The organism is Actinosynnema pretiosum, assembly GCF_002354875.1.
GTDB lineage: Bacteria > Actinomycetota > Actinomycetes > Mycobacteriales > Pseudonocardiaceae > Actinosynnema > Actinosynnema auranticum.
Genome location: NZ_CP023445.1, coordinates 5,276,160 through 5,301,476, shown reverse-complemented (window position 1 = coordinate 5,301,476; position 25,317 = coordinate 5,276,160). Strand labels below are relative to the sequence as shown.

Here is a 25,317-nt window from a genome sequence, read left to right as displayed (position 1 = left end):
ACGAACCCGCCACGGCGGCGATCACACCGCGCGCCCCAGGTGCGCGGCCAGCGCGCGGGGGGTGGGGTGCTCGAAGACCTCCCGCACCGTCAGGCGGGTGGTGGTCCTGGCCGTCAGGCGGGAGATCAGGCGGATCGCCAGCAGGCTGTCGCCGCCCAGGTCGAAGTAGGACGAGTCCCCGGTGGCGTCCGCGGCCAGCACCTCGCGGTACACCGACGTCACCACCTCCAGCAGCGACGCGCCCCCCGGCTCCGGCTCCGCGCCCGGTCCCGCGCCCGACCCCGATCCCGATCCCGGCCCCGCTCCCGCCTCCGGCCCGCTGTACAGCTCCCGCAGCGCCCCGACGTCCACCTTGCCCGTCGCGGTCAGCGGCAGTTCGGCGCGGGCGTGGACGTGGTGCGGGCGCAGGCTCTCCGGGAGCTTGGCCCGCAGCGCCTCGCGCACCCCCTCCGGGGTCGCCGCGTCCCGCGCCGACGGGACGTACACGGCCACCAGCGACCGGTGCTCCCCGCCCACCGCGAACACCGCCGCCGCCGCCACGCCCGCGCACGACACCACCGCCCGCTCCACCTCCGCGGGCTCCACGCGCACCCCGCGCACCTTCACCTGCCGGTCCGCCCTGCCCACGAACTCCAGGCCCGCCGCGCCCACCCGCACCAGGTCGCCGGTCCGGTAGAGGCGGTCCCCGTCGCACGGGGGGAAGCGGTCCGCCGTCAGCGCCGGGGCGCCCCGGTAGCCCCACGCCACCGACGGCCCGCCCACCCGGAGCTCGAAGACGCCCTCGCCCGCCGGGACCAGGACCTCCCTGATGTGCGGCAGGGCCCGGCCGATCGGCACCACGTCGTCGTCCGCCAGCGCCCGCCCGACGGCGCCGCCCAGGTCCGCCGCGTGCGTGACCATCACCGTCTCGGTCTGGCCGTAGGCGTTGATCAGCTCCGCGTCCACGTGCTCGCACCACCGGCGCACCGTGCGCGCCCGCGCCTCCTCGCCGCCGATCACCACCAGCCGCAGCGACGCGGGCAGCCGCTCGCCCGTCGTCAGCACGTGGTCGGCCAGCTCCGCCCACAGCGCCGTGGCCAGGTTGACCACCGTCACCCCGCGCTCGGCCATTACGTCCAGCAGGGTCCGCGCCGAGGCCCGCTCGGTCCTGGAGTCGGTCACCACCGCGGCGCCGCCGAACAGCGTCGCGTAGATCTCCTCGCCCGCGGTGTCCCAGATCAGCGGGGTCAGGTTCAGCACCCGGTCCGCGGGGGTGATCCCGTACCGGGCGCTCAGCGCCGTGCCCGCCGCCAGCACCGCGCGGTGCGGCACCAGCACGCCCTTCGGCCTGCCGGTGGAGCCGGACGTGCGCAGCAGGTACGCCAGGTCCTCCGGGCCGGTGGTGGCGCGCGCCGTCCCGCGCAGCTCCTCGTACGCCAGGAACGGCGCGCCCAGGTCCACCCGCGCCGCGCCGCGCCCCAGCACGGCGACCGCCCCGGCCTCCGCCACGGCCTCGCGCAGCCGCTCCGGCGGGTCCCCCGGCGACAGCGGCAGGTACGCGCCGCCCGCGCGCAGCACGCCCAGCGCGCCCGCCACGGTCGTCCAGTGCCGCTCGGCGAGCACCGCCACCAGCGCGCCCCTGCCGACCGCCAGCCCGCCCGCCACCCGGTCCAGCTCGGACAGCAGCTCGCGGAAGCTCAGCGCGCGGTCCCGGTCGAGCAGGGCGGGCGCGTCGGGGGTGGCCTCGGCGATCCGCGCCAGCGCGGCCGGGACGCCCCCCGGAACTCCGCTCACCGGGCCCGCGCTCACCGGGACTCCTCCACGGCGCGGCGCAGCGACCCCAGGTAGTCGGCGGCGAAGGCGGCGGCGGTGGCCGGGTCGAACAGGTCCGCGGCGTACTGGACGAAACCGACCAGCCCCGCCCCGTCCAGCGCCAGCTCCAGCTCCACGTCGAACTCGCTCGTGCCGCCGGGGGAGGGCAGCGGCTCGGCCGTCACACCGGGCAGCCGCAGCTCGTCCTCCGCGAAGTCCTGCACGGTGAACACCGCCTGGAACAGCGGGGTCCGCGACGGGTCGCGGGGCGGGGACACCGCCTCCACCACGTGCGAGAACGGCACGTCGCCGTCGTCGTAGGCGTCGAACGCCACCGACCGCACCCTGCGCAGCAGCTCCGGGAACGACGGCGCGCCGGACAGGTCCACCCGCATCACCACCGTGTTGGTGAACAGCCCCACCATGGCCTCCTCCTCGGGGCCCTCCCGCCCGGACAGCGGCACCCCCACCGACAGGTCCTCCTGCCCGCCCCACCCGCGCAGGGCGGTGAGGAACACCGCCAGCAGCACCATGAACAGGCTCGCCCCGTGCCGCCGCGCGCACTCCCGCGCCAGCTCCACCAGCCCCGGCTCCACCCGCAGCGGCACGTGCCCGCCCGCGGTCCCCCGCACGCGCGGGCGCGGCCGGTCGGTCGGCAGCTCCAGCGGCGGCGCGCCCGCCAGCCTCCCCCGCCACCGCAGCAGGGCCTCGGCGTCCGGCGGCCGGGTCAGCCTGCGCTCCACGACGTCGCTGTACCCCGCGCGCAGCGGCGGCGGTTCCTGCCCGCCGTAGAACGCCGCGAGGTCGGCGCACAGCACCGGCAGCGACAACCCGTCCGCGCAGATGTGGTGGAGCACGGCGGACAGGACGTGGTCCTCCGGGCCCAAGCGGACCAGCAGCACCCGGAACGGATCGCCCTCGGCCAACCTGAATGGTCGTGATCGGTGTTCCGCGATGTGCCGCTCCACCTCGACGGGTAGTTCGCCCGTGCTTTTTGCCTCGACCCGTTCGGCGTAGAAAGGCGCGGGGGTCAGCACGCGCTGTCGCGGTTCCTCGTCAATCAGGTCGATCCGCGAGCGCAAAGGTTCATGCCGGTGGACCAGTGCGGTGAGCGCGCGGTCCAGGAGATCGGGGTCGAGCGGTCCGCGCAGGCGGTGCGTGAACGAGATGTGATAAACGGCGGACGGCCCGTTGAATTGCTCGGTGAACCAGATGCCCAGTGCGGCCGGGGGCAGCGGCGCGATTCGCTCGGTGGTCCGGACAGCCTCGTGCGCCACACGCCCTCCAGCGGGGGTCCCGGTGGTGCCCTGCGGGGCGGTCTACGCCTCCAGCACCCTGTCGACGAACAGGCCGATGTTGCCGAGCATCCGCGCGAGCCGCTCCTCCAGCGTCGCGCTCTCGCCCGGTTGCGGCACCGCGGGGCGGGCCTTGCCCCGCACGTAGGACGAGCAGCCCAGCTCGGCGCACGCGTAGGTGCCGACGGTGTTGCCGTTGCGCCCGCTGGCGCCCGCCTTCGGGGCCGCGAAGAGCACCACGTCCGACATGGCGTGCGTGGTCACGCAGAACGCGCACACCGACCTGCGCAGCGCGCCCGCGCGCGCCTGGTTGGCCCGCAGCGCGATCCCCACCAGGTCGTCGCCGCGCGGCAGCACGAGGTAGGCGTTGTTGACCGCGCGCGGATCGGTCCACCCCAGGAAATCCGTGCTCGCCCAGTCGGTCGACTCGAACCCCGGTGGCAGGCTGAGCTTTTTGGCCTCGCCCTTCGAGCAGTTCGCGAAACACCTGCGTATTTCTTCCGCCTGGGCCGGCCGCACCCCGATACCCCCGTAATTCCGGCATGACGTCGTGGCCAGTATGCATGACTTCCGGCGCGGGTCAAACACCCGGAAGGCGGGAATCGCGGTTACCCGAACGGGTCGGGTCGCGCAAGGCTGCGCAAGGGTGGTTCGGGAGGACCCTTCGGTCAGCTATGCGATGATTGCGAGCCCGTCGGGCCCTGTGCTAGGAAGTTGTGGGATCGCAGGTGCCGGTGATCGGTGCGGAAGGTGCTCTGGTTCGGGCGGTTCGGTCGACGCTTTTCCGCGTTGGCCGGGCGGTTGGCCGAATGATTGTCGAATTCGCTGTTCTGAATCATTGTCGGTAATCGGGGTGGCGTGCCGCTGCCCGGCCTCGTCCTGTCGTGGTGGGGGACTGCTGTGATCGATCCTGGGGAATGGGCCCGCGCCGGTTCGCCGTCGGCGGAGCGCGGGCTGCACCTGCTCGTGGCCGACCGCGCCGCCGACTGCGCCGACCGCCCGGCGCTCGTGCACGGCGACACCCGCCTCACCCACGCGGAGCTGGACGCCCGCGCCAACGGCCTGGCCCACCGCCTGGTCGCGGCGGGCGTGCGGGTGGACGACGTGGTGGGGCTGTGCGTCGACCGCTCCTTCGGCATGGTCGTGGGGCTGCTCGCGATCCTCAAGGCGGGCGGGGCGTACCTGCCGCTGGACCCGGAGCTGCCACCCGCCAGGATCGAGCGGATCACCACCGCGGCCAACGCCCGCGCGTGCGTGGTCGCCGAGCGCCACCGCGCCCTGCTGCCCGGCCACGTCACCGCGCTCGCCCCCGAGGCCGAGCCCGCGCCCACCCCGCCCGACCGGCGCGCGGCGGGCGACAACCTCGTGTCGGTCTACTTCACCTCCGGCTCCACCGGCGTCCCCAAGGGCGTCGCGAGCAGCCACGCGGGCTGGGTCAACCGGATGGCCTGGTCGCAGCGCGCCCACCGGCTCGCGCCGGGGGACACCGTGCTGCACAAGACAACGCTGACGTTCGACGACGCCGCGCTGGAGCTGTTCTGGCCGCTGGCGGCGGGCGCGCGCGTCGCGCTGCTCGACCCCGGCGCGCACCGCGACCCGATCGCCGTCCTGGACGCCCTGCACCGCCACCGCTCGGTCTACCTCCAGGTCGTGCCGACCATGCTGGCCGCGCTGCTCGACGAGATCGCCCGCGACCGCGACCGCTGGGACCTGTCGGCGCTGCGCGACGTCACCTCCAGCGGCGAGGCGCTGCCCACCACCACCGTCCGGCGCTTCCTCGACCTGCTGCCGTCGACGCGGCTGCACAACACCTGGGGCGCCACCGAGGTCTCGATCGACTCCACCAACCACACCTGCGGCCCGGCCGACGCCGAGGACACCGGGGCCGCGTCGGTGGGCCTGCCCATGACGGGCAACCACGTGCGCGTCCTGGACGCCGAGCTGCGCGAGGTCCCCCTCGGCGAGGTCGGCGACCTGCACATCTCCGGCGTCGGCCTGGCCAGGGGCTACCTCGGCGACCCGGCGGCCACGGCGGCGGCGTTCGGCCCCGACCCGTTCGAGCCCGGCGGGCGCCTGTACCGCACCGGCGACCGGGGCTACCGCCGCCCGGACGGGACGGTGAAGTTCGTCGGCCGCGACGACCACCAGGTCAAGATCCGGGGGATGCGGGTCGAGCTGGGCGAGGTGGAGGCCGCGCTGCGCCGCTCGCCGCTGGTGCGCGACGCGGCCGTCCTGCTGCGCCGACTCGGCGAGGCGGACCAGCTCGTCGGCTACGTCACGCCCGCCGACGCCCAGGAGCCTCCCCGGCCCGAGCCGCTGCGCGACGCGCTCGCCGACTGGCTGCCCGCGCACATGGTGCCCGCGCGGGTCGTGGTGCTCGACGCGTTCCCGCTCAACGCCAACGGCAAGGTCGACCGCGCCCGCCTGCCCGAGCCGGGCCCCCTGGCGGACGCGGACGACGCGGGCTTCACCCCGCCCAGCGGACCCGCCCAGGAGGCCATCGCCGCCATGTGGCGCGAGCTGCTGGGCGTGCCGCGCGTCGGCGCGGACGACGACTTCTTCGACCTCGGCGGGCACTCGCTGCTGGCCACCCGGTTCACCGCGCGCGTGCGCCACCGCTTCGACGTGGAGCTGCCGGTCCGCGTCGTGTTCGACCGGCCCGTGGTCGCCGAGCTGGCCGAGGAGGTCGAGGCCCTGCTCGCCGCCAAGATCCAGGACATGTCCGACGACCAGGTCCGGGCGCTGCTCGGCGACCGGTCCACCCGGTGAGGAGCGAGGGGCGATGGGCGAGCACGACGACGACACCCGGCGCTACGCGGTGGTGCTCAACGACGAGGAGCAGCACTCGGTGTGGCCCGCGGACCGGGACGTGCCCGCCGGGTGGCGGGCCGAGGGCTTCACGGGGACCAGGGCCGAGTGCCTCGCGCACGTCGCCGAGGTGTGGACGGACATGCGCCCGCTGAGCCTGCGCCTGCGGATGGCGGAGGACACGGCGTGACCGCCCTGACCGGCAGGCTCTCCGCCGCCCCGTCGACCCTGCTCGACACCGAGGTGCTGCGCCCCCAGTTCGAGCACGAGGTCCGCCGCCTGCTGCCCCACTACGTCGCGGTGGAGCGGGTGCTGGCGCTGGAGTACCGGCGCATGGGCCTGCTCACCGCGGACCAGGCCGAGGACGTGCTGGGCCTGCTCGCGCGGGTGCGCGCCGAGGAGCTGGCGGCGGACCCGGAGGCGAACCTGTCCGACATCGCCTTCGCCCTGGAGCGCCACGTGGAGCGCGGCGCGGCGCGGCCGGTCCCGAACTGGCACGTCGACCGCAGCCGCAACGACCTCCAGGCGTGCGCGCAGCTCATGGCCGCCCGCGACCGGCTCGCCGGGCTGGCGGGGCAGGTGCTGGGCATGGCCGCCGCCGCGCGCCGGGTCGCCGCCCGCCACCTGGACACCCCGATGCCCGGCTGCACCCACTACCAGGCCGCGCAGGTCACCACGCCCGGCTTCCACCTGGCCGCGCTGGGCGAGCGGCTCCTGCACACCTCGCGCCGCCTGCTCGCCACCTTCGACGGCACCGACGCCTGCCCGCTGGGCGCGGGCGCGCTGACCGGCCAGCACCTGCCGTGGGACCGGGAGCGCATGGCCGCGCTGCTCGGCTTCACCCGGCCGGGCGGCAGCGCGCTGACCGACGTCGCCTCCCGCGCCTTCGTCGCCGAGATCACCGCCGAGCTGTCGCTGTTCGGCATCACCGCCAGCCGCTTCGCCACGGACCTCATCACGTGGGCGGGCGCGGGCCACGGGTTCGTCGACCTGCCCGACGAGCTGTCCGGCATCTCCTCGGCCATGCCGCAGAAGAAGAACTTCCCCGTGCTGGAGCGCATCCGGGGCCGCACCGCGCACCTCACCTCGTGCCACGTCGACGTGGCGCTCGCGCAGCGCGGCACCCCGTACACCAACCTCGTCGAGGTCTCCAAGGAGGCGGGCGCCCAGTTCCACGACGCGCTGGACACCGCGTCCTCGGTGGTGCGGCTGTTCACCGCCGTGCTCGACGGCCTGGTCTTCCGCGCCGACCGGATGCGCGCGGCGTGCGAGCGCGAGTACCTGGGCGGGTTCGCGCTGGCGACCCTGCTGACGCTGCGCGCGGGCGTGCCGTGGCGGCGCGCCCAGGTGCTCGCCGGGCGCTACGTCGTGGCCGCGCTGGAGCGGGGCCTGCCGCCGACCCGGCCGGACGGCGACCTGCTGGCCGCCGTCGCCGAGGCCGACGGCGTCACCGCTCCCTCGCCCGGCGACCTGCTGGCGGAGGCGTTCGACGTGGACGCGAGCCTGCGCGCGACGCGCACCACCGGCTCCGCCCACCCCGACGAGGTCGCGGCGCAGCTGCGCGCCCAGGAGGGGGAGCACGCCGAGCTGGAGCGCCTCTGGGCGCCGCGCCGCGCCCGGCTCGCCCGCGCCTTGGGCGCTGGGGTGTTGGATGCCGGGATGCTGGCCGCCGAGGGCCAGGACACCGGGACGGTGGGCGCTGGGGCCCAAGACGCTGGGGCGTTGGACGCCGGGATGCCGGACACCGGGACGTTGGCCGCCGAGGGGCAGGACACCGGGATGCCGGACACCGGGATGCCGGACACCGGGGCGCCGGGCGTTGAAACGGTGGCCGCCGGGACGGTGGCCGCCGGGACGGTGGCCGCCGAGACCCCGGACACCGGGGCGCTGGCCGCTGGGGCCCTGGCCGCCAAGACCCCGGACACCGGGCTGCGGGAGTCGCGGGCATGATCTTCGACGGCATCACCGACGCGATCGGCCACACGCCGCTGGTCCGGCTGCGCGTCCCGGCCGCCCCCGGCGTCGAGGTCTACGCCAAGCTGGAGCTGCAGAACCTGTTCGGCATGAAGGACCGCGTGGCGGCCACCATCATCACCGAGGCCAGGCGCACCGGCGCGCTCGTCGAGGGCGCGCACATCGTGGAGAGCTCCTCGGGCACCATGGCGCTGGGCGTCGCGCTCGTCGGCACCGCGCTCGGGCACCCGGTGCACATCGTCACCGACCCGCGCGTGGACCGGATGACCCTGGCCAAGCTGCGCGCCCTCGGCTGCGCGGTGCACGTCGTCGACGCCATGACCTCCCACGGCTGGCAGAGCGCGCGCCTGGAGCGCCTGGAGCAGCTCATGGCCGAGCTGCCCGGCGCGTTCTGGCCGCAGCAGTACAGCAACCCCGACAACCCGGCCGCCTACCGCAGGCTCGCCGAGGAGGTCCTGCGCGACCTCGGCACCGTCGACGTGCTCGTCGGCTCGGTCGGCAGCGGCGGGTCGCTGTGCGGGTCGTCGCGGGCGCTGCGCGAGAGCCTGCCCGGCCTGCTCGTGCTGGGCGTCGACTGCGTGGGCAGCGCCCTGTTCGACCAGCCCGACGAGCCCCGGCGGTTGCAGAGCGGCCTCGGCAACAGCCTGCTGCCCAAGAACCTCGACCGCACCCTCGTCGACGAGGTGCACTGGCTCAACGACCACGAGGCGTTCGCCGCGACCCGCGCGCTGGCCGCCGAGCAGCAGATCTTCGCGGGCAACACCTCCGGCTCGGTGTACCGCGTGCTCACCGACGTCGCCGCGCGCTCCGCGCCGGGCACCCGCATCGTCGGCATCTTCCCCGACCGGGGCGACCGCTACGCCGACACCGTCTACAGCGACGAGTTCTGGGCCTCCTCGGGCCTGACCGACCTGCCCGTGGCGAGCGCCCCGGAACCGGTGGACTACGGCACGGTCGTCACCGGGTGGTCCCGCGCGGCCAACAAGTCCGGCGCGGACGTGCCGCGCCACCTGCTGTTCGTCGAGGCCAACACCACCGGCACCGGTGTGCTCGCCCTCGGCCTGGCCGGGGAGCTCGGCCTCACCCCCGTCCTGCTCACCGGTGACCCCTCCCGCTACGCCGGTCTCGCGGGCAGCGGCGCCGAGGTGCTGGAGTGCGACACGAACTCCGCCGCCGCCCTGCGCGCCGCCGTCCAGGACCGGTTCCGCCGCGAGGAGGTGGCGGGCGTGAGCACCACCAGCGACTTCTACACCCCGGCGGCGGCGGACCTGGCGGCGTGGCTGGGACTGCCCCGCAACCCGGTCGACGCCGTCCTCACCTGCCGCGACAAGTCGCTGCTGCGCGCGTGCCTGGCCGCGGCCGGGGTGCGCCAGCCGGGGCACGTCGTGCTGCGCGAGCCGGTGACCGGGGACGACGCGGCGCGCGCCGTCGCGGCCGTCGGGCTGCCGTGCGTGGTGAAACCGGTCGACGACTCCGGCTCCAACGCCGTGCTGCTGTGCCACGACGCCGACCAGGTCCTCGCCCACGCGCGCCGCGTGCTCGCGGTGCGCGAGAACGTGCGCGGCCTGCCCACCGCCCGCTCGGTCCTGGTGGAGGAGTTCCTGCCGGGCGAGGAGTTCAGCGTCGAGCTGTTCGGCTGGGCGGGGCGGACCCACCCGGTGGGCGTGACCCGCAAGTCCGTGACGCCCGGCCCGCACTTCGTGGAGACCCGGCACCTGTTCCCCGCGCCGCTGGACCCCGCGCTCGCCGACGAGGTCGTCGCGGTCGCCCGCCGCGCCGTCGAGGCCGCCGGGATGCGCCTGGGCGCCACCCACACCGAGGTGCGGCTCACCCCCGACGGCCCCGCCGTCGTGGAGGTCAACCCGCGCCTGGCGGGAGGCATGATCCCCGAGCTGGTCCGGCTGGCCACGGGCGTGGAGCTGCTGGCCCAGCAGGTGCGCGCCGCCGCCGGGCTGCCCCCCGACCTCGCCCCGTCGCGCGCGGCCCACGCGGGCATCGCGTTCCTGACCGCGCCGCGCGCGGGCGTCCTGGCCGAGGTCACCGGGGTCGAGGCCGCGCGCGCCGTGCCCGGCGTGGAGCACGTCCTGGTCACCGCCGCGCCCGGCGCCGCCGTGCGGCCCCCCGAGAACGCCTACGACCGCCTCGGCCACGTCATCGCCCTCGGCGCGACGCCCGCCGAGGTCGACGCCGCCCTGACCGCCGCCCACGACGCCGTGGGCATCCGCCTGGAGGCCGGACAGTGATCGAGCTGCGCAGCGACACGTTCACCCTGCCCACGCCCCGGATGCGCGAGGCGATGGCGTCCGCCCCGCTCGGGGACGACGTGTACGGCGAGGACCCGACCGTGCGCGAGCTGGAGGAGCTGGCCGCGCACGTCTGCGGCAAGCAGGCCGCGTGCCTGATGCCCAGCGGCACGATGGCCAACCTGGCCGCGGTCCTCGCCCACGCCGGGCGCGGCGAGAAGATCCTGGTCGGCGACGAGAGCGACCTGCACGTCTACGAGGCGGCAGGCCCGTCGGTGCTCGGCGGCGTCGCGGTGGAGCCGGTGCCCACCCGGCCCGACGGCACGCTCGCGCTGGACGACCTCGCCAGGGGCTTCCCCGACGACCCGGACGACCCGCAGTTCGCCCTGCCCGCCCTGGTGTGCCTGGAGAACACGCACAACCGGTGCGGCGGGAAGGTCCTGCCCCCGGACTACCCGGCGTCCGTGCGGCGCTTCGCCGACGAGCGGGGCGTGGCCGTGCACCTGGACGGGGCGCGGGTGTTCAACGCCTCCGTCGCCTCCGGCACGCCCGTCGCGGACCTCGCCGCGCACGCCGACTCGCTCCAGTTCTGCCTCTCCAAGGGCCTCGGCGCGCCCATCGGGTCCATCACGGCGGGCGGCGCCGCGTTCATCACCAGGGTGCGCAGGCTGCGCAAGCTGCTGGGCGGGGGGATGCGCCAGGCCGGGGTGATCGCCGCCGCCGGGATCGTCGCCATCGAGGAGGCCGGGCGGCTGGCCGCGGACCACGAGCACGCCCGGCTCCTCGCGAAGGGGCTCGCCGGGATCGACGGCGTCGAGCTGGCCGACCCCGACGTGCCCACCAACATGGTGTTCTTCCGCGTCACCGACGAGCGGTTCACCCACCGGGCGTTCGTCGACTCGGCCGCCGCCAAGGGGCTCGCCCTCGCCGAGCTGGGGCACGGCCGCATCCGCGCGGTCACCCACTCCGGCGTCACCCGCGCCGACGTGGAGAACGCCGTCGCCGTCGTCGCCGACGTGCTGCGCGAGGGGCCCCGGTCGTGACGGCGGGCGCGGGCGTCTACCTGTTCCCCGCCTCGCGCGCCCAGTACCAGCTGTTCTTCGTGCAGCAGGTGCTGGGCGACGAGCCGACCTACCACGTGCCGCTGTGCCACCGGCTCGACGGACCGCTCGACGTGGTCGCGCTGCGCCGCGCCGTCGCCCACGTCGTCGGCAGGCACGAGGCGCTGCGCACCCGCTTCGCGCTCGACGGCGGCGAGCTCCTGCAGGTCGTCGACCCCGAGGCCGGGGTGGAGCTGGAGGTCACCGCCGACGGCGACTTCGCGCGGTGGGCCAGGGAGGAGGCCGAGCGGCCGTTCGACCTGGAGCGCGGACCGCTGTTCCGGGCCGCCCTGCACACCGGCGAGCCCGCGCTGCTGCTCACCGCGCACCACGTCGTGTGCGACGGCTGGTCGGCGGGCGTCGTCCTGGACGAGGTCGTCGCCGCGTACGGGGCCTACGCGACCGGCGGCGAGCCCGACCTGCCCGAGCCGGAGTTCCAGTACGCCGACTACGCGGACTGGCAGGAGCGGTGGCTGGCCGGTCCCGCCGCCGCCCGCCAGGTCGAGCACTGGCGCGAGGCGCTGGCCGCGCCCCTGCCCGTGCTGCCCGTCGGGAGCACCGGCGCGCCCGCCAGGTCGGGCGCGAACCACCCGGTGGAGCTGCCCGCCGACGCCGTGCCGAGGCTGCGCGCGCTCGCCGCGGAGTCCGGCGCGTCGTTCTTCGTGGTGCTGCTGACCGCGTTCACCGCCGTGCTGCGCGAGGTCACCGGCTCGGACGACGTCGTGGTCGGCACGGTCTCGGCGGGCCGCGCCAGGGACGAGTTCGACGGCACGGTGGGCTACCTGGTCAACACCCTGGCCGTGCGCACCCGCTTGCCCGGCCCGGCGACCTTCCGGGAGCTGCTGCGCCGGGTGCGGGAGAGCGCGCTGGACGCGCAGGCCAACCAGGACCTGCCCTTCGACCTGGTCGTGGAGCACGTGAAGCCGCCGCGCGCGCCCGACCGGCACCCGGTGTTCCAGGCGCTGCTGACCTACAACGAGCTGCGCGGCGACGCGCGCCGGGCCGCCGGTCTGCGGTTCACCCCGGTGCTGCTGGACGGCGGCACCGCGAAGTTCCCGCTCTCGCTGGAGTTCAACGAGACCGACGGCGGGCTGGAGGCGAACGTCGAGTACCGGGCCGACCTGTTCGACGCCGCCCACGTCGCGGACCTGGCCGAGCGGCTGCGCGCCGTGCTGCGCGCCGCCGCCGACGACCCCGACCACCCCCTGGCCGCCGCCGCGGCTCCGGACGGCGCGGCCGAACCGGACGGGGAGACCCCCTACGCCCCGCCCACCACCGACGTGGAGCGGGTCCTGGCCGAGGTCTGGGCGCGGGCGCTGGGCCTCGCGCGGGTGGGGATCGACGACAACTACTTCGAGCTGGGCGGCGACTCGATCCGCAGCGTGCAGCTGCTCGGGCTGGCCCGCGAGCGCGGCCTGGCCGTCCGGATCACCGACCTGGTGCTGCTCCAGACCATCCGCGAGCTCGCCCCGCTGGTCACCGCCGCCGCGCCGGTCCGCGAGAGCGCGCGCCTGGACCTGCTGGCCGAGGCGGACCGGGGGCTGGTCGGCGCGGACCTCGTCGACGCCTACCCGCTGTCGGCGCTCCAGGCCGGGATGCTCTACCACAGCCAGGCCGCCGACTCCGAGCAGATCTACCACGACGTCGCCACCTACCACCTGCGCGCCGAGCACTCCGAGGACGCCTGGCGCCGCGCCGTGGCGACCGTGCTGGAGCGGCACGAGGTGCTGCGCACCTCGTTCGAGGTCACCGGGTTCACCGAGCCGGTGCAGCTCGTGCACGCCGCCGTGCCCGCCCCGCTGACGTTCGAGGACCTGCGCGGCCTGGACGCCGGGGCCGTGGAGGCGGCGGTGGCCGCCCGCTTCGCCCTGGAGCGCGCCCGCCCCTTCGACTGGAGCGCCCCGCCCCTGATCCGCTTCCACGTGCAGCGCCGCGCCGACGACGAGGCGCAGCTGTGGATCGTCGAGCACCACGCGATCCTGGACGGCTGGAGCGGCCGGTCGCTGTTCGCCGAGCTGCTCAACGCCTACGCCGCCCACCTCGGCCACCCCGCGCCCCTCCCGCCGCCGCCGCGCGCCCGCTTCCGCTCCCTGATCGCCCTGGAGCGCGCCGCGCTGGCCGACCCGGCGCAGCGCGCCTTCTGGACCGACCTGCTCGACGGCGCCAGGGGCGGCGCGCTGCCGCTGGGCGGGCCCGCGCGCGGCGCGCCGGACATGGCGATGACCGAGGGCGACCTGCCCGCCGACCTCGCGCCCGGCCTGCTGGCGCTGGCCACCCGGCTCAGGGTCCCGGTGCGGGTGGTGCTGCTGGCCGCGCACCTGAGGGTCCTCGCGCTGCTCTCCGGCGACGACGACGTGCTCACCGGCGTGGTCTACAACGGGCGCGGCGAGGAGCCCGACGCCGACCGGGTGCTCGGCCTGTTCCTCAACACCGTCCCGTTCCGCCTGGACGTCGGCGACGGCACGTGGGCCGACCTGGTGCGCCGGGTCGCGGCGCTGGACGTGGCCGCGCAGCCCCACCGCCGCTTCCCGCTGGCCGAGCTGCAGCGCGCGCACGGCCCCGCGCCCCTGTTCGAGACGTTCTTCAACTACACCCACTTCCACGTCTCGCGCGGCGGCCCCGACGAGTCGGTGGTGGCCCTGCTGGACGAGGACAGCGTGGTGCCGACGAACTTCCCCCTCGGCGCCGAGTTCGCCCGCGACGCCGACACCGGCGCGTTCGCGCTGGGCCTGCGCCACGACCGCACCCGGTTCACCGACGAGCAGGTCGCCCGCGTGCGCCGCTACTACGAGAACGCGCTGCGCCTGCTCGCGACCGACCCGGACTCCTCCCACGCCGACGCCGACCTGCTCCCGCCCGCCGAGCACGCCGACCTGGCGGCCTGGAACGACACCGGCAAGCGCTACCCCGGCCCGCACCTGCTGCACCGCCTGTTCGACCGCTCCCACCCGGACGCCCCCGCCCTGCGCTTCGCCGGGGGCACCACGACCTACCGGGAGTTCGACGCGCGCGCCGACGCCCTCGCGCACCGGCTCGTCGCGCTCGGCGTCGGCCCCGGCCGGATCGTCGCGGTCAGCGCCCAGCGCTCGGTGGAGCTGGTGGTGGCGCTGCACGCCGTGCTGCGGGCGGGCGGCGCGTACCTGCCGCTGGACCCGGACCTGCCCGCCGCGCGCGTCGCGGAGATGCTGGCCGACGCCCGACCGGTGCTCGTGCTGGCCGACCACGACCTGCCCGGCGCGGTCCGCTTGGAGGCCGCCGACGGTCCCGCGGCCGGACCGGGCGGACCGGGCGGACCGGGCGGACCGGGCGGACCGCCGGACGTGGCGGTGAGCCCCGCCGACCCGGCCTACGTCATCTTCACCTCCGGGTCCACCGGCCGCCCCAAGGGCGTCGTCGTGCCGCACCGCGCCATCGCCAACCGGCTGCTGTGGATGCAGGACGCCTACCCGATCGGCCGGGACGACCGGGTGGCGCAGAAGACGCCGTTCTCGTTCGACGTGTCGGTGTGGGAGCTGTTCTGGCCCTTCGCCGCGGGCGCCTGCCTGGTCGTCGCCGCGCCGGGCGGGCACCGCGACCCCGCCTACCTGGCCGGGCTGCTGCGCGCCGAGGCCGTCACGGTCGCGCACTTCGTGCCGCCGGTGCTGCGCGCCCTCCTCGACCAGGCCCCGGACTGCCCGGCGCTGCGCCTGGTCTTCGCCAGCGGCGAGGCGCTGCCGCACGAGCTCCAGCAGCGCTTCCTGGCCGCGCTGCCCGCCGCCCTGGTCAACCTCTACGGCCCCACCGAGGCGGCGGTCGACGTCAGCCACTGGCGGTGCCACGACGACGGCCGCGCGGTCGTGCCCATCGGGCGGCCCATCGCCAACACGACCCTGCACGTCCTGGACGCCCGCCGCCGCACCGTCCCGGTGGGCGTGCCCGGCGAGCTGCACATCGGCGGCGTCTGCCTGGCCGACGGCTACGTGGGCCGCCCCGACCTGACCGCCGAGCGCTTCGCCGACGGCCGCTACCGCACCGGCGACCTCGTCCGGCGGCTGCCCGGCGGCGAGCTGGAGTACCTGGGGCGCCTGGACGACCAGGTCAAGGTCGGGGGCGTGCGGGTCGAGCTGGGGGAGGTCGAGTCGGTGCTCGGCGAGCACGTGCCGGAGTGCGCCGTGGTCGCGCTCGACGGGGGGCTCGTCGCGCTCGTGGTCGGCGACGCCGACCACGCGGACCTGCGTGCCCGGTTGCGCGCCAGGCTGCCCGCCCACGCGGTGCCGGGCGTGTGGCGCACCGTCGACGCGATCCCCTTGTCCCGCAACGGGAAGCGCGACCGCGTCGCGCTCGCCGCGCTCGCCTCGGCCCCCGCGGCCCCCGCGGCCCCGGCCGGGGGCAGGGCCGCGCCGCGCACCGACGCCGAGCGCGCGCTGCTGCGCCTGTGGCGGGAGGCGCTGGGCACCGAGGACGTCGGCGTGCTCGACACCCTCGCCGACCTGGGCGGCCACTCGGTCACCGCGCTGCGGCTGCTCGCCGCCGTGCGCCGCGAGTTCGGCCGGGCGCTGCCGGTGGGCGACCTCCTCGACGGCGGCACCGTCCGCTCCCTGGCGGCCCTGCTCGCCCCGCGCGAGGGGAGCGCCGGGCACACCGACGCGCCCAGGCTGCGCGAGCTGCGCGCGGGCGACGGCGTCCCGCTGGTCCTGGTGCACCCGGCGGGCGGCACCGTGCGCCCGTACCGCGACCTTGTCGCCGCGCTTGGCGGGGCGGCGGGTGGCGGGGCGGTGGGCGGTGGGGCCGCGCTGGCGGGCCTCGCGGCCGATGGCCCCGCGCCCGGCGGGGCCGTGCTGGCCGGCTCCGCGTCCAGTGGTCCCGCGTCTGGTGGTCCTGCGCTGGAGGGCCTCGCATCCGGTGACCCCGCGCCCGGCGAGCCGGTGCTCGGCGGCCCCGCCCGTGGTGGCCTTCCGCTGGCGGGCCCCGCATCCGGTGGCCCCGCGCCCGGCGGGCCGGTGCTCGACGGTCCCGCCCCCGACACCCCCGCCCCCGAGCCCCCCGCCTTCACCGGTCCCGTGCTGGGCGTCTCCGCCGCCGCCGAGCCCGCGCCCGACGTGGCCGCCCTCGCCGCCCAGTACCTCGACCTGCTCGCCGACCTGCCCCGCTTCCACCTGGTGGGCTGGTCCTTCGGGGCGGTCGTCGCGCACGAGATGGCCGTGCGCGCGCCCGAGCGGGTCGGCGCGCTCGTCCTGGTCGACCCGGCCTTCCCCGGCGACCACGACCCCGACGACCTCGACGCCTCCGCCGCGCTGCGCGCCGAGCTGGGCGAGGCCGCCGAGAGCGAGCTGCTGCCGGTGCTCCAGTCCAACGTCCGGGCGCACGCCGCGCACCGGCCGGGCCGCTACCGGGGCGCGGCCGTGTTCGTGCAGGGCGAGGAGAACCGCGCGCACGGGACCGCCGCGCGCTGGGCGGGCGTCGTGGACGGCCCGTTCCGGGCGCACGACGTGCCCGCCGGGCACTTCGACCTGGTGCGCCGCCCGCACGTCGACGCGCTCGCCGCCCTGGTGCGCGACGCGCTGGGGGCAGCGCGGTGACCCCGCCGACCGCGCCGGGCACCGGGCACGGCCGCGCCTGCGGCACCTTCGGCGAGCTGCTCCAGGGCGTGCTCCCGGTGGAGGAGCGGGACTTCCTCGTCACCCTGCCCATCGCCGAGTTCTCCACCGCCAGCTTCGAGCTGACCGGCGAGCACGAGCCGGTGGTGGTCACCCCGCCCACCAAGGAGAAGTCCCGCAGGCTCGTGGAGCGGATGCTCGCCGCGCACGGCCACCCCGGCGGCGGGCGGCTGGAGCTGACCGGGCGCCTCCCCGAGGGCAAGGGCCTGGCCAGCTCCTCGGCCGACCTCGTCGCCACCGCCCGCGCGGTCGCCTCGGCGCTGCGCCAACCGGTCGACGCCACCGCCATCGAGTCCTTCCTGCGGCACATCGAGCCCACCGACGGCGTCATGCACGAGGGCATCGTCGCCTACTACCACCGCGAGGTGCGGCTGCGCGAGCGGCTGGGCTGCCTGCCCGCGCTCACCATCGTCGCGGTCGACGAGGGCGGCCAGGTCGACACCGTGCGGCACAACCGCATCCCCAAGCCGTACACCGAGCGCGACCGGCAGGAGTACGCCGAGCTGCTCGACGTGCTCACCGACGCGGTGCGCACGCACGACCTCGCCGCCGTGGGCGCGGTGTCCACCCGCAGCGCCGAGCTGAGCACGAAGGTGCGGCCCCGGCCGCTGCTGGAGCGTCTGCTCCAGATCCGCCGCGAGGCCGACGCGCTGGGCCTGGTGCTCGCGCACAGCGGCACCGTCATCGGCGTGCTGATCGCCGGGGGCGACCCGGCGCGCGAGGACAAGGAGCGGTTCGTGCGCGAGGAGTGCCTCGCCCTGTCCCCGGCGGTGTCGACCCACACCTCGCTGTGCGCGGCCACCACCGCCTGCCTGCCCAGGGAGGTGCGCGCCTGATGGAGGTCCGCGTCCCCGCCCGCTTCAACGGCCCGCCCGGCTCCGCCCAGGGCGGCTGGGTGTGCGGCCTGCTCGCCCGCCTCGCCGCCCCCGAGGGCGCCGTGGTCACCCTGCTGTCCCCGCCGCCGCTGGAGACGCCCCTGCTGCTGGAGACCGGGCCGCGCCGCGCCGTGCTGCGGCTGGGCGAGGAGGTCGTGGCCACCGTGGCCGCCGCCACCTCGGACCCGCCCGCCGTCGACCCGGTGCCGCCCGAGGTCGCGGCGGCGGCCGAGGACGGCTTCCCCGGCGCCGACGGCCACCCGTTCCCCACCTGCTTCGCGTGCGGGCCGGACCGCGCCGACGGCCTGCGCCTGCGCCCCGGACCGGTCCCCGGCCGCCCCGGCGACGCCGCCTGCCGCTGGACGCCGGGGCCGCACACCTCCGACGAGGTCCTGTGGGCCGTCCTGGACTGCCCCGGCGGCTGGACGGGCGACCCGCGCGCCGACCCCGCCGTGCTCACCCGCATGACCGCCCGGCTCCTCGCGCCGCCGGTCCCCGGCGCGCCGCACGTCGTCGTGGCGCGCGCGGCGGGCCGCACCGGCCGCACGGCCGTGAAACTGACCAGTGTCTACGGCCCCGGCGGCGCCTTGGTCGCCACCGCGTCGGCCCGGTGGACCGCCCTCGACGCTGAAGGGCTGTGACATGAGGACGATTCCGGCGCTGTTCGCCCGCGCGGCGGCCGCCCACCCGGACCGCGTCGCGGTCGGCACGACGACCTACGCGGAACTGGACGACGCCTCGGCCCGCCTGGCGGGCGCGCTGCGCGCCGGGGGCCTGCGGCGCGGGCAGCCGGTGGCCGTGGCGCTGGAGCGCTCGCCGCTGGTCGCGGTGGCGCTGCTGGGGATCGTCCGCGCTGGGGGCTGCTACCTGGGCCTCGACCCCGGCGACCCGCCCGCCCGCCGCGCCGCGCTGCTGGCCGACTCCGGCGCGCTCCTCCTCGGCGAGCGGGAGGTCCTCGTGGACGGCCCGCGCGCCGCCGACGCGGACGTCGACCCCGAGGACCTGGCCTACCTCGCCTACACCTCCGGCTCCACCGGCGAGCCCAAGGGCGTGTGCGTGCCGCACCGCGCCGTCGCCCGCCTCGTCGACGCCCCCGACTTCCTCACCACCACCCCCGACGACGTGTTCCTCCAGCACGCGCCGCTCGCGTTCGACGCCTCCACCCTGGAGATCTGGGGGGCGCTGCTGAACGGGGCGCGGCTGGCCGTCGCGCCGCCCGGCGAGCTGTCCCCGGCCGAGCTGGCCGCGTTCGCCCGCGAGCAGGGCGTCACCACCGCCTGGCTCACCGCGGGCCTGTTCCACCAGGTCGTCGACACCGCGCTGGCCGACCTGCGCGGCGTGCGCCAGCTCGTCGCGGGCGGCGACGTGCTCTCGCCCACTCACGTCGAGCGCGCCCTGCGGGAGCTGCCGGGACTGGTGCTCATCAACGGCTACGGCCCCACCGAGAACACCACGTTCACCGCCTGCCACCGCATGACCGCCCCGCCCACCACCGCGACCGTGCCCATCGGCACGCCCATCCGCGGCGGCGGCGTCCACCTGCTCGACGCGGACCTGCGCCCGGTCCCCGACGGCGAGGTCGGCGAGCTGCACGCCACCGGCGACGGCCTCGCCCTCGGCTACCTCGGCCGCCCCGACCTGACCGCCGAGCGCTTCCTGCCCGACCCGACCGCCCCCGGCGCCCGCATGTACCGCACCGGCGACCTCGCCCGCCGCCTGCCCGGCGGCGTGCTGGAGTTCGTCGGCCGCGCCGACGCCCAGGTGAAGGTGCGCGGCTTCCGCGTCGAGCCCGCCGAGGTGGAAGCGCAGCTGCTGCGCCACCCCGACGTCACCGGCGCGGCCGTCGTCGCGCAGGCCGACACCTCCGGCGGGCGCAGGCTCGCCGCGTTCTACACCGCCGAGCACCCGGTGTCCGCGCCCGAGCTGCGCCGCGCGCTCGCCGAGCGCCTGCCCCGCCACCTGGTGCCCTCCACGCTCACCCGGCTGCCCGCGCTGCCCCTCACCCCCAGCGGCAAGCTCGACCGCGCCGCGCTCGCCGCCACCCCGGTCCGCACCAGGGCCGACGTGGACGCCGACTACCGCGCCCCCGCGACCGAGCGGGAGCGGTGGCTGGCGCAGCTGTGGGCGGACGTGCTGGCGGTGGACGCCGTCGGCGTGGACGACGACTTCTTCGAGCTGGGCGGTCACTCGCTGCTGGCCAGCCGGATCACCGCCGAGATCGCGGGCGAGCGCGGCCTGTTCGTGCGCGCCCGCACCTTCTACGAGAACCCGACCGTCGCCGAGCTGGCCGAGCACCTCGGCGCGCTGGAGGAGTCGCGATGAGGCTGAGCGCCCCCACCGGCGACCAGGAAGTCGACCTCGACGCCGTGGACCTGTTCGACGCCCGCACCTACTCCGACGGCGACCCGCACGCCGCGTGGCGCGCGATGCGCGAGCACGCCCCCGTGCACCGGCAGACCCTGCCCGACGGCCGGTCCTTCGCCTCCGTCACCCGGCACGCCGACGTCAGCGCCGTGCTGCGCGACCACACCCGGTTCACCTCCCGCCGGGGCACGCTGCTGTCCATCCTGGGCGGCGAGGACCCGGCGGGCGACCTGATGATGGCCGCCAGCGACCCGCCGACGCACACCGCGCTGCGCGAGCCGCTGGGCAGGGCGCTGTCGTTCGCCGCGCTGCGCTCGCGCCACCCGGACGTGCTCGCCGTGGTGCGGCGGCTGATCGCGCCGCTGGCGCGGGAGGGCGCCTGGGACGTCGCCGAGCGGGGCCTGGGGTTCCCGATGGAGTTCACCGGCGCGCTCATGGGCCTGCCCGAGTCCGACTGGCCCGAGCTGGCCCGGCTGACCACCCAGGCCGTGGCGCCCGAGGACCCGCTGTTCGGCGCGGAGGCCGGGCACGGGGCGCTCGTGGCCGCCCACCACGAGCTGTTCGAGTACTTCGCGGAGCTGGCGCACCGCCGCGACGACCGCGACGACCTCGTCGGCTTCCTCAAGCGCATGGACGTGGGCGGGCGCCGCGTCCGCGTCGAGGAGGTCGTCTACAACTGCTACAGCCTGCTGCTCGGGGCGAACGTCACCACCCCGCACGCCGTCTCCGCCACCGTCCAGGCCTTCGTCGAGCACCCCGACGAGTACGCGCGGCTGACCGGCTCCGACCGGCAGACCGCCACCGCCGTCGAGGAGGGCCTGCGCTGGGCCTCGCCCGCCAACCACTTCATGCGCTACGCCACGGTGGACACCGAGCTGAGCGGGCGGCCGGTGCGCGCGGGCGAGGCCGTCGTGGCCTGGCTGGGCTCGGCCAACCGCGACGAGCGCGTCTTCGCCGACCCGTACCGCTTCGACGTGGCCCGCAACCCCAACCGGCACGTGGCCTTCGGCTTCGGCCCGCACTACTGCGTCGGCGCGCCGCTGGCCCGCGTCGCGCTCCGGATGCTGTTCGGCGAGCTGGTGCGGCTGGTCGAGCGGTTCGAGGCCGCCGGGCCCGTCACGCACCTGCGCTCCAACTTCGTCGCGGGCATCCGGAGCCTGCCGGTGCGCGCGGTCCTGCGGCCGGGAGCGGCCGACGAGCTGAAGGGGGAAGCCGATGCCGCCACCCCGGCGCGGTAAGTGGCTGCTGCGCGCGCCGGACCCGGACGCGCGGGCCCGCCTGTTCTGCTTCCCGTACTCGGGGCTGGGCGCCTCGATGTACGGCCGGTGGCCGCGCGCGGTCGGCGACCTGGAGGTGTGCGCCGTGCAGCCGCCGGGCAGGGAGAACCGCATCCGCGAACCCCACCACGGCGGCTACCCGGAGCTGGCCGACCTCGCCGCCACCGCGCTGCTGCCGCACCTGGACCGGCCGTTCGCGTTCTTCGGGCACTGCGGGGGAGCGCTGGCCGCGTTCGCCACCGCCGCCCGGCTGGCCGAGACCGGCGGGCCCGTCCCGACCGTGCTGTTCGCCTCGTCCCAGGTCGCCCCGCACGAGGGGCCGTTCGGCCGGTTCCTGTCCATGTCGGACGCCGAGCTGTCCCTGGAGCTGGCGGAGCTGACCCGCGCCCTGGGCGGCGCCCCCGACCCGGACATGATCGAGCTGGGGCTGGGCGTGCTGCGCGCCGACCTCGCCGCGAACCGGGCCTACCGGCTCGACGCGCCCCTCGCGCCGGGGTCCGACGTCTGCGCGATCGGCTGGTCCGCCGACGCGGAGATCCGCCCCGACCAGATGGGCGGGTGGCGCGACTGCGCGCCCGGTGGCGGGTTCACCGCGCCCGTGCTCGACGGCGGGCACCACGCCTTCCTCGCGGCCCCCGAGCACCTGCTCGCCGAGCTGGAGCTGACCTTCACCCGCAGCCTCGCCCGCCACAGGGGGACCCGTTGAGCGAGTACGCGCTGTCCTGCTACCTCACCCCGCCGGGCCCCTCGGCGGTGCTCAACCCCCGCCACGACCAGAACGTCAGCCTGTGGCGGCGCACCGCCGACGAGGTGGAGCTGGTGCGGCTGTGGGAGCTGGAGCGGTTCAGCGGCCAGAAGCACCACCACTGGCCGCTGCACACCCCCGAGCGCGCCGAGCGCGTCCTGACCGAGCTGCTCGCCTCGGAGGGGCTGACCTGGGCGGACATCTCCCACACCTGGGGCACGCCCGGCCTGCCGCGCCACCGCGAGCTCGTCCTGCCGCCGGGGACCGACGGCTACGCGGTGCACTCGCTCGCGCACCTGGCCAGCGGCCTGCTCATGGACGGGACCGCGTTCCGCGAGGGCGTCATCGTGGCGATGGCCGTCGACGCCGCCCCCGACTTCGTCCTGGAGGACGACAGCGTCCCCCACTGGTACGCGGGCGCGGTGTCGGTGCGCGGCGAGATCACCTGCGCGCCCGTCGAGTCGCCCGCGCCGCTGTACTCGGCGGCCGAGCAGCTCTTCGGCAAGGAGCCGGGCACCCTCATGGCGCTGGCCACCGCCTGCGCCACCGCCGTCGACTTCGACGTCGAGGGCGTGCGGGAGCTGGACCTGCGCGGCGGGCGCGCGCACCCGGTGTCGCAGGCCGTGCCGTTCGTCCAGGCGATCGTCGACGCCGCCCGCGCCCACCTCGGCGTCCACCTCGACGGGGCGGACCCCGGCGGCGCGGCGCTCGACCCGGCCTTCACCGCCGAGGAGCACCTGCAGAGCGCGGTCATGAAGGTCGTGCAGCGGGCCTGCGAGGACGTCGCCCTGCGCAACGTCCGCGCCCTGCTCGACCTCGGCGGCGTCGACCCGCGCCAGGCCTACCTGTCGATGAGCGGCGGGTTCGCGCTCAACTGCCCGACGAACACCTTCCTGCTCGACGAGTTCGGCTTCCTCGGCCTGCTGACCCCGCCGTGCGCCAACGACTCCGGCCAGTCCTACGGCCTGGGCCTGCTCGGCTTCCTCGGCGACGGCACGCTCCCCGCCGCCGGGCACGAGCTGCGCGACGCCTACCGGGGCGCCCCCGCCCGCGACCTGGACGCGGCGCTCGCGGAGTTCGCCGACCACGTGCTGGAGGTGTCGGACTTCTCGCCCGAGCGGTTCGTCCGCGACGTCACCGCCGCCCCGCTGGCCTGGGTCGACGGGGAGGCGGAGATCGGCCCGCGCGCCCTGTGCCACCGCAGCCTGCTGGGCGACCCGCGCTCGGCCGACACCAAGCGGCTGCTCAACGAGCACAAGCAGCGCCAGTGGTGGCGGCCCGTCGCCCCGGTCGTCCTGGCCGAGCACGCCCACGCCTGGTTCGACTGCCCGCGCCCCTCGCCGTACATGCTGGAGGCGGTGCGGGTGCGACCCGAGGTGCTGGACCGGGTGCCCGCGATCGCCCACCTCGACGGCACCGCGCGGCACCAGACCGTCACCGAGGCGACCAACCCGCTCCTGCACCGCGCGCTCAGCGCGTTCCACGCCGAGACCGGCGTCCCGGTGCTGTGCAACACCTCGCTCAACGACCGGGGCGAGCCCATCGCCGACACCGTCGCCGAAGCGCTCGTGCTCTGCCTCAGAAAGGGCATCGGGGTGCTCTACGCGAACGGCCGCAGGATCGCGCTGCGGATCGACCCCGGACAATCGTCGAGACCCCCGCGAATGCGCCGCGAGCATTTGTTCGCGAACCAGGAGGCGGATCGGGACGAGGCGTGGGACCGGTGGATCGGGGCGGGCTACACCGAAAGCGCGATGTACCTCATGACGCAACTCCCGCAAATGCGCTCCGAACCCGATCCGGGCGCGTCGGCCGACCTCAACGCGCTCGCCGACTACATTGGCTCGGTCGACCCCGCGTTCCAGTTCTGGGTCGACGAGTTCCGGCGCGACCAGGGGCCTGGCGCGCAGTTCCCACCCGGAGGGCGTGGCAGATGAGCGGGCAGACCGGACTGCTCCGGCGGGCGAACTTCCGCAACCTGTGGCTCGGCCAGACGCTGTCGATGTTCGGCGCCGAGATCACCGCGGGCGTGATCCCGCTGCTCGCGGCGCTGACCCTGGACGCCACCGTGCTCCAGATGGGCGTGCTCTCGGCCGTCACGTTCCTGCCGTACGTGCTGATCAGCCTGTTCGTCGGGGTGTGGCTCGACCGGCTGCCCAAGCGGCGGGTCATCGTCGGCGCCGACCTCGCCCGCGGCCTGCTGCTGCTGCTCATCCCCCTCGCGAGCGTGCTCGGCCTGCTCGACTTCACGTTCCTGCTGGTCATCGGCCTGCTCGTCGGGGTGGGGACGGTGGTGGCGGACATCGGCGGCGCGGCGATCCTGCCCGGCGTGGTCGACCGCGCCGACCTGGTCGACGGCAACGGCAAGCTGGAGATCAGCAGCAACGCCTCGCGGATGGCGGGCGAGGCCGTGGGCGGCGCGCTCGTGCAGGTGCTCACCGCGCCGTTCGCGCTGCTGTTCAACACCGCCTCCTACCTGGCGTCCGCGCTGTTCACGCTGCGGGTGCGGGTGCGGGAGGAGGACGTCGAGCCCGACGACGAGCTGGAGGACGCCACCAGGGCGGGCTTCTGGGGGGAGATCGGCGAGGGCCTGCGCTTCGTCTTCGGCAACCCGGTCGTGCGCACCCTGGCGATCACGGCCCTGCTGTTCAACCTGTTCACGTTCTTCATCGAGCCGGTGTTCCTGATCTTCATCACCCGCACGCTGGGCCTGGAGCCGATCTACATCGGCCTGATCCTGTCCTCGTCCGGCGTGGGCGGCGTGGTCGGCGCGCTGGTGTCCGGCCGGGTCTCGCGCAGGCTCCCCCTCGGCAGGCTGCTCGTGCTCACCCAGTGGCTGGCGGGCGGCGCGTCGCTGCTGATCCCGGTCGCGACGCTGGTGCCCAAGCCCGCCGCGGTGGTCCTCATCGTGGTCATGCACTTCGTCGACGCGGTCATGGTGATCGTCTACAACGTCAACCAGCGCAGCTACCGCAGCGCCGTCACCCCCGACCACCTCCAGGGCCGGATGAACGCCGCGATCCGCATGATCGTGATGGGGGTGTGCCCGGTGGGCGCGCTGCTGGGCGGCGTGGTCGGCGACGTCCTCAGCGCCACGACGGCCCTGGTCATCGGCTCGATCGGCATCCTCAGCTCCGGCGCCTACATCGCCTGCACCCGCATCCGCCACGTCCGCGAGGTCCCCACCGCCGCCCCCGAGGCCTGACCCG

General features: G+C 76.1%; 16 protein-coding genes. 13 read left to right on the top strand and 3 right to left on the bottom strand.

The features are described from left to right. Positions 1-21 precede the first annotated feature (21 nt). The 3 genes from CNX65_RS22430 to CNX65_RS22420 are packed head-to-tail and all read right to left on the bottom strand — an operon-like array spanning position 22 to position 3,605. Positions 22-1,788, bottom strand: a complete 1,767-nt coding sequence (locus CNX65_RS22430; RefSeq protein ID WP_096495535.1) for a non-ribosomal peptide synthetase — start codon at positions 1,786-1,788, stop codon at positions 22-24. Next, complete coding sequence (locus tag CNX65_RS22425) at positions 1,785-3,068, bottom strand: condensation domain-containing protein (protein ID WP_096495534.1); 1,284 nt, start codon at positions 3,066-3,068, stop codon at positions 1,785-1,787. The genes CNX65_RS22430 and CNX65_RS22425 overlap by 4 nt, the downstream gene beginning before the upstream one ends. 42 nt (positions 3,069-3,110) lie before the next feature. Further along, positions 3,111-3,605, bottom strand: a complete 495-nt coding sequence (locus CNX65_RS22420) for an FBP domain-containing protein (protein ID WP_096495533.1) — start codon at positions 3,603-3,605, stop codon at positions 3,111-3,113. Between the two features lie 381 nt (positions 3,606-3,986). On the opposite strand from CNX65_RS22420, the gene CNX65_RS22415 reads away from it, so the two are divergent. From CNX65_RS22415 to CNX65_RS22355, 13 genes are read left to right on the top strand one after another with little or no spacing between them, the layout of a single operon-like run. Continuing rightward, complete coding sequence (locus tag CNX65_RS22415; protein WP_157767785.1) at positions 3,987-5,855, top strand: non-ribosomal peptide synthetase; 1,869 nt, start codon at positions 3,987-3,989, stop codon at positions 5,853-5,855. A gap of 13 nt (positions 5,856-5,868) precedes the next feature. Further along, positions 5,869-6,084: an MbtH family protein gene (locus tag CNX65_RS22410; protein WP_096495531.1), complete on the top strand. Its 216-nt coding sequence runs from the start codon at positions 5,869-5,871 to the stop codon at positions 6,082-6,084. Further along, positions 6,081-7,844, top strand: coding sequence for an argininosuccinate lyase (locus CNX65_RS22405; protein ID WP_232519956.1), 1,764 nt, complete (start codon positions 6,081-6,083; stop codon positions 7,842-7,844). The genes CNX65_RS22410 and CNX65_RS22405 overlap by 4 nt, the downstream gene beginning before the upstream one ends. Then, positions 7,841-10,111, top strand: coding sequence for a pyridoxal-phosphate dependent enzyme (locus tag CNX65_RS22400; RefSeq protein ID WP_096495530.1), 2,271 nt, complete (start codon positions 7,841-7,843; stop codon positions 10,109-10,111). Before CNX65_RS22405 ends, CNX65_RS22400 begins: the two co-directional genes overlap by 4 nt. Next, a complete protein-coding gene (locus tag CNX65_RS22395) occupies positions 10,108-11,154 on the top strand; it encodes a GntG family PLP-dependent aldolase (RefSeq protein WP_096495529.1) in 1,047 nt (348 codons plus the stop codon). The genes CNX65_RS22400 and CNX65_RS22395 overlap by 4 nt, the downstream gene beginning before the upstream one ends. After that, a complete protein-coding gene (locus tag CNX65_RS22390; RefSeq protein ID WP_096495528.1) occupies positions 11,151-16,769 on the top strand; it encodes a non-ribosomal peptide synthetase in 5,619 nt (1,872 codons plus the stop codon). The genes CNX65_RS22395 and CNX65_RS22390 overlap by 4 nt, the downstream gene beginning before the upstream one ends. Further along, on the top strand, positions 16,766-17,683 hold the full coding sequence (locus CNX65_RS22385; protein ID WP_096495527.1) for a GHMP family kinase ATP-binding protein: 918 nt from the start codon (positions 16,766-16,768) through the stop codon (positions 17,681-17,683). The genes CNX65_RS22390 and CNX65_RS22385 overlap by 4 nt, the downstream gene beginning before the upstream one ends. Then, complete coding sequence (locus CNX65_RS22380; protein WP_096495526.1) at positions 17,683-18,363, top strand: hypothetical protein; 681 nt, start codon at positions 17,683-17,685, stop codon at positions 18,361-18,363. Before CNX65_RS22385 ends, CNX65_RS22380 begins: the two co-directional genes overlap by 1 nt. A gap of 1 nt (position 18,364) precedes the next feature. Next, a complete protein-coding gene (locus tag CNX65_RS22375; protein WP_096495525.1) occupies positions 18,365-20,044 on the top strand; it encodes a non-ribosomal peptide synthetase in 1,680 nt (559 codons plus the stop codon). After that, positions 20,041-21,324: a cytochrome P450 gene (locus tag CNX65_RS22370; protein ID WP_096495524.1), complete on the top strand. Its 1,284-nt coding sequence runs from the start codon at positions 20,041-20,043 to the stop codon at positions 21,322-21,324. Before CNX65_RS22375 ends, CNX65_RS22370 begins: the two co-directional genes overlap by 4 nt. Beyond that, positions 21,302-22,069 carry a thioesterase II family protein gene (locus CNX65_RS22365; protein ID WP_096495523.1) on the top strand — a complete coding sequence of 256 codons (768 nt, stop codon included), beginning with the start codon at positions 21,302-21,304 and terminating at the stop codon, positions 22,067-22,069. Before CNX65_RS22370 ends, CNX65_RS22365 begins: the two co-directional genes overlap by 23 nt. Further along, complete coding sequence (locus CNX65_RS22360) at positions 22,066-24,045, top strand: carbamoyltransferase C-terminal domain-containing protein (protein ID WP_096495522.1); 1,980 nt, start codon at positions 22,066-22,068, stop codon at positions 24,043-24,045. The genes CNX65_RS22365 and CNX65_RS22360 overlap by 4 nt, the downstream gene beginning before the upstream one ends. Beyond that, entirely contained in the window at positions 24,042-25,313 is a 1,272-nt protein-coding gene (locus CNX65_RS22355) for an MFS transporter (RefSeq protein WP_096495521.1), read from the top strand. Before CNX65_RS22360 ends, CNX65_RS22355 begins: the two co-directional genes overlap by 4 nt. Positions 25,314-25,317: the final 4 nt, after the last annotated feature.

Bases quoted from the DNA above. Each gene is read 5' to 3' on its own strand.
- CNX65_RS22410 (WP_096495531.1), top strand. From the start codon at position 5,869: ATGGGCGAGCACGACGACGACACCCGGCGCTACGCGGTGGTGCTCAAC.
- CNX65_RS22400 (WP_096495530.1), top strand. From the start codon at position 7,841: ATGATCTTCGACGGCATCACCGACGCGATCGGCCACACGCCGCTGGTC.
- CNX65_RS22380 (WP_096495526.1), top strand. From the start codon at position 17,683: ATGGAGGTCCGCGTCCCCGCCCGCTTCAACGGCCCGCCCGGCTCCGCC.
- CNX65_RS22375 (WP_096495525.1), top strand. From the start codon at position 18,365: ATGAGGACGATTCCGGCGCTGTTCGCCCGCGCGGCGGCCGCCCACCCG.
- CNX65_RS22370 (WP_096495524.1), top strand. From the start codon at position 20,041: ATGAGGCTGAGCGCCCCCACCGGCGACCAGGAAGTCGACCTCGACGCC.
- CNX65_RS22365 (WP_096495523.1), top strand. From the start codon at position 21,302: ATGCCGCCACCCCGGCGCGGTAAGTGGCTGCTGCGCGCGCCGGACCCG.
- CNX65_RS22355 (WP_096495521.1), top strand. From the start codon at position 24,042: ATGAGCGGGCAGACCGGACTGCTCCGGCGGGCGAACTTCCGCAACCTG.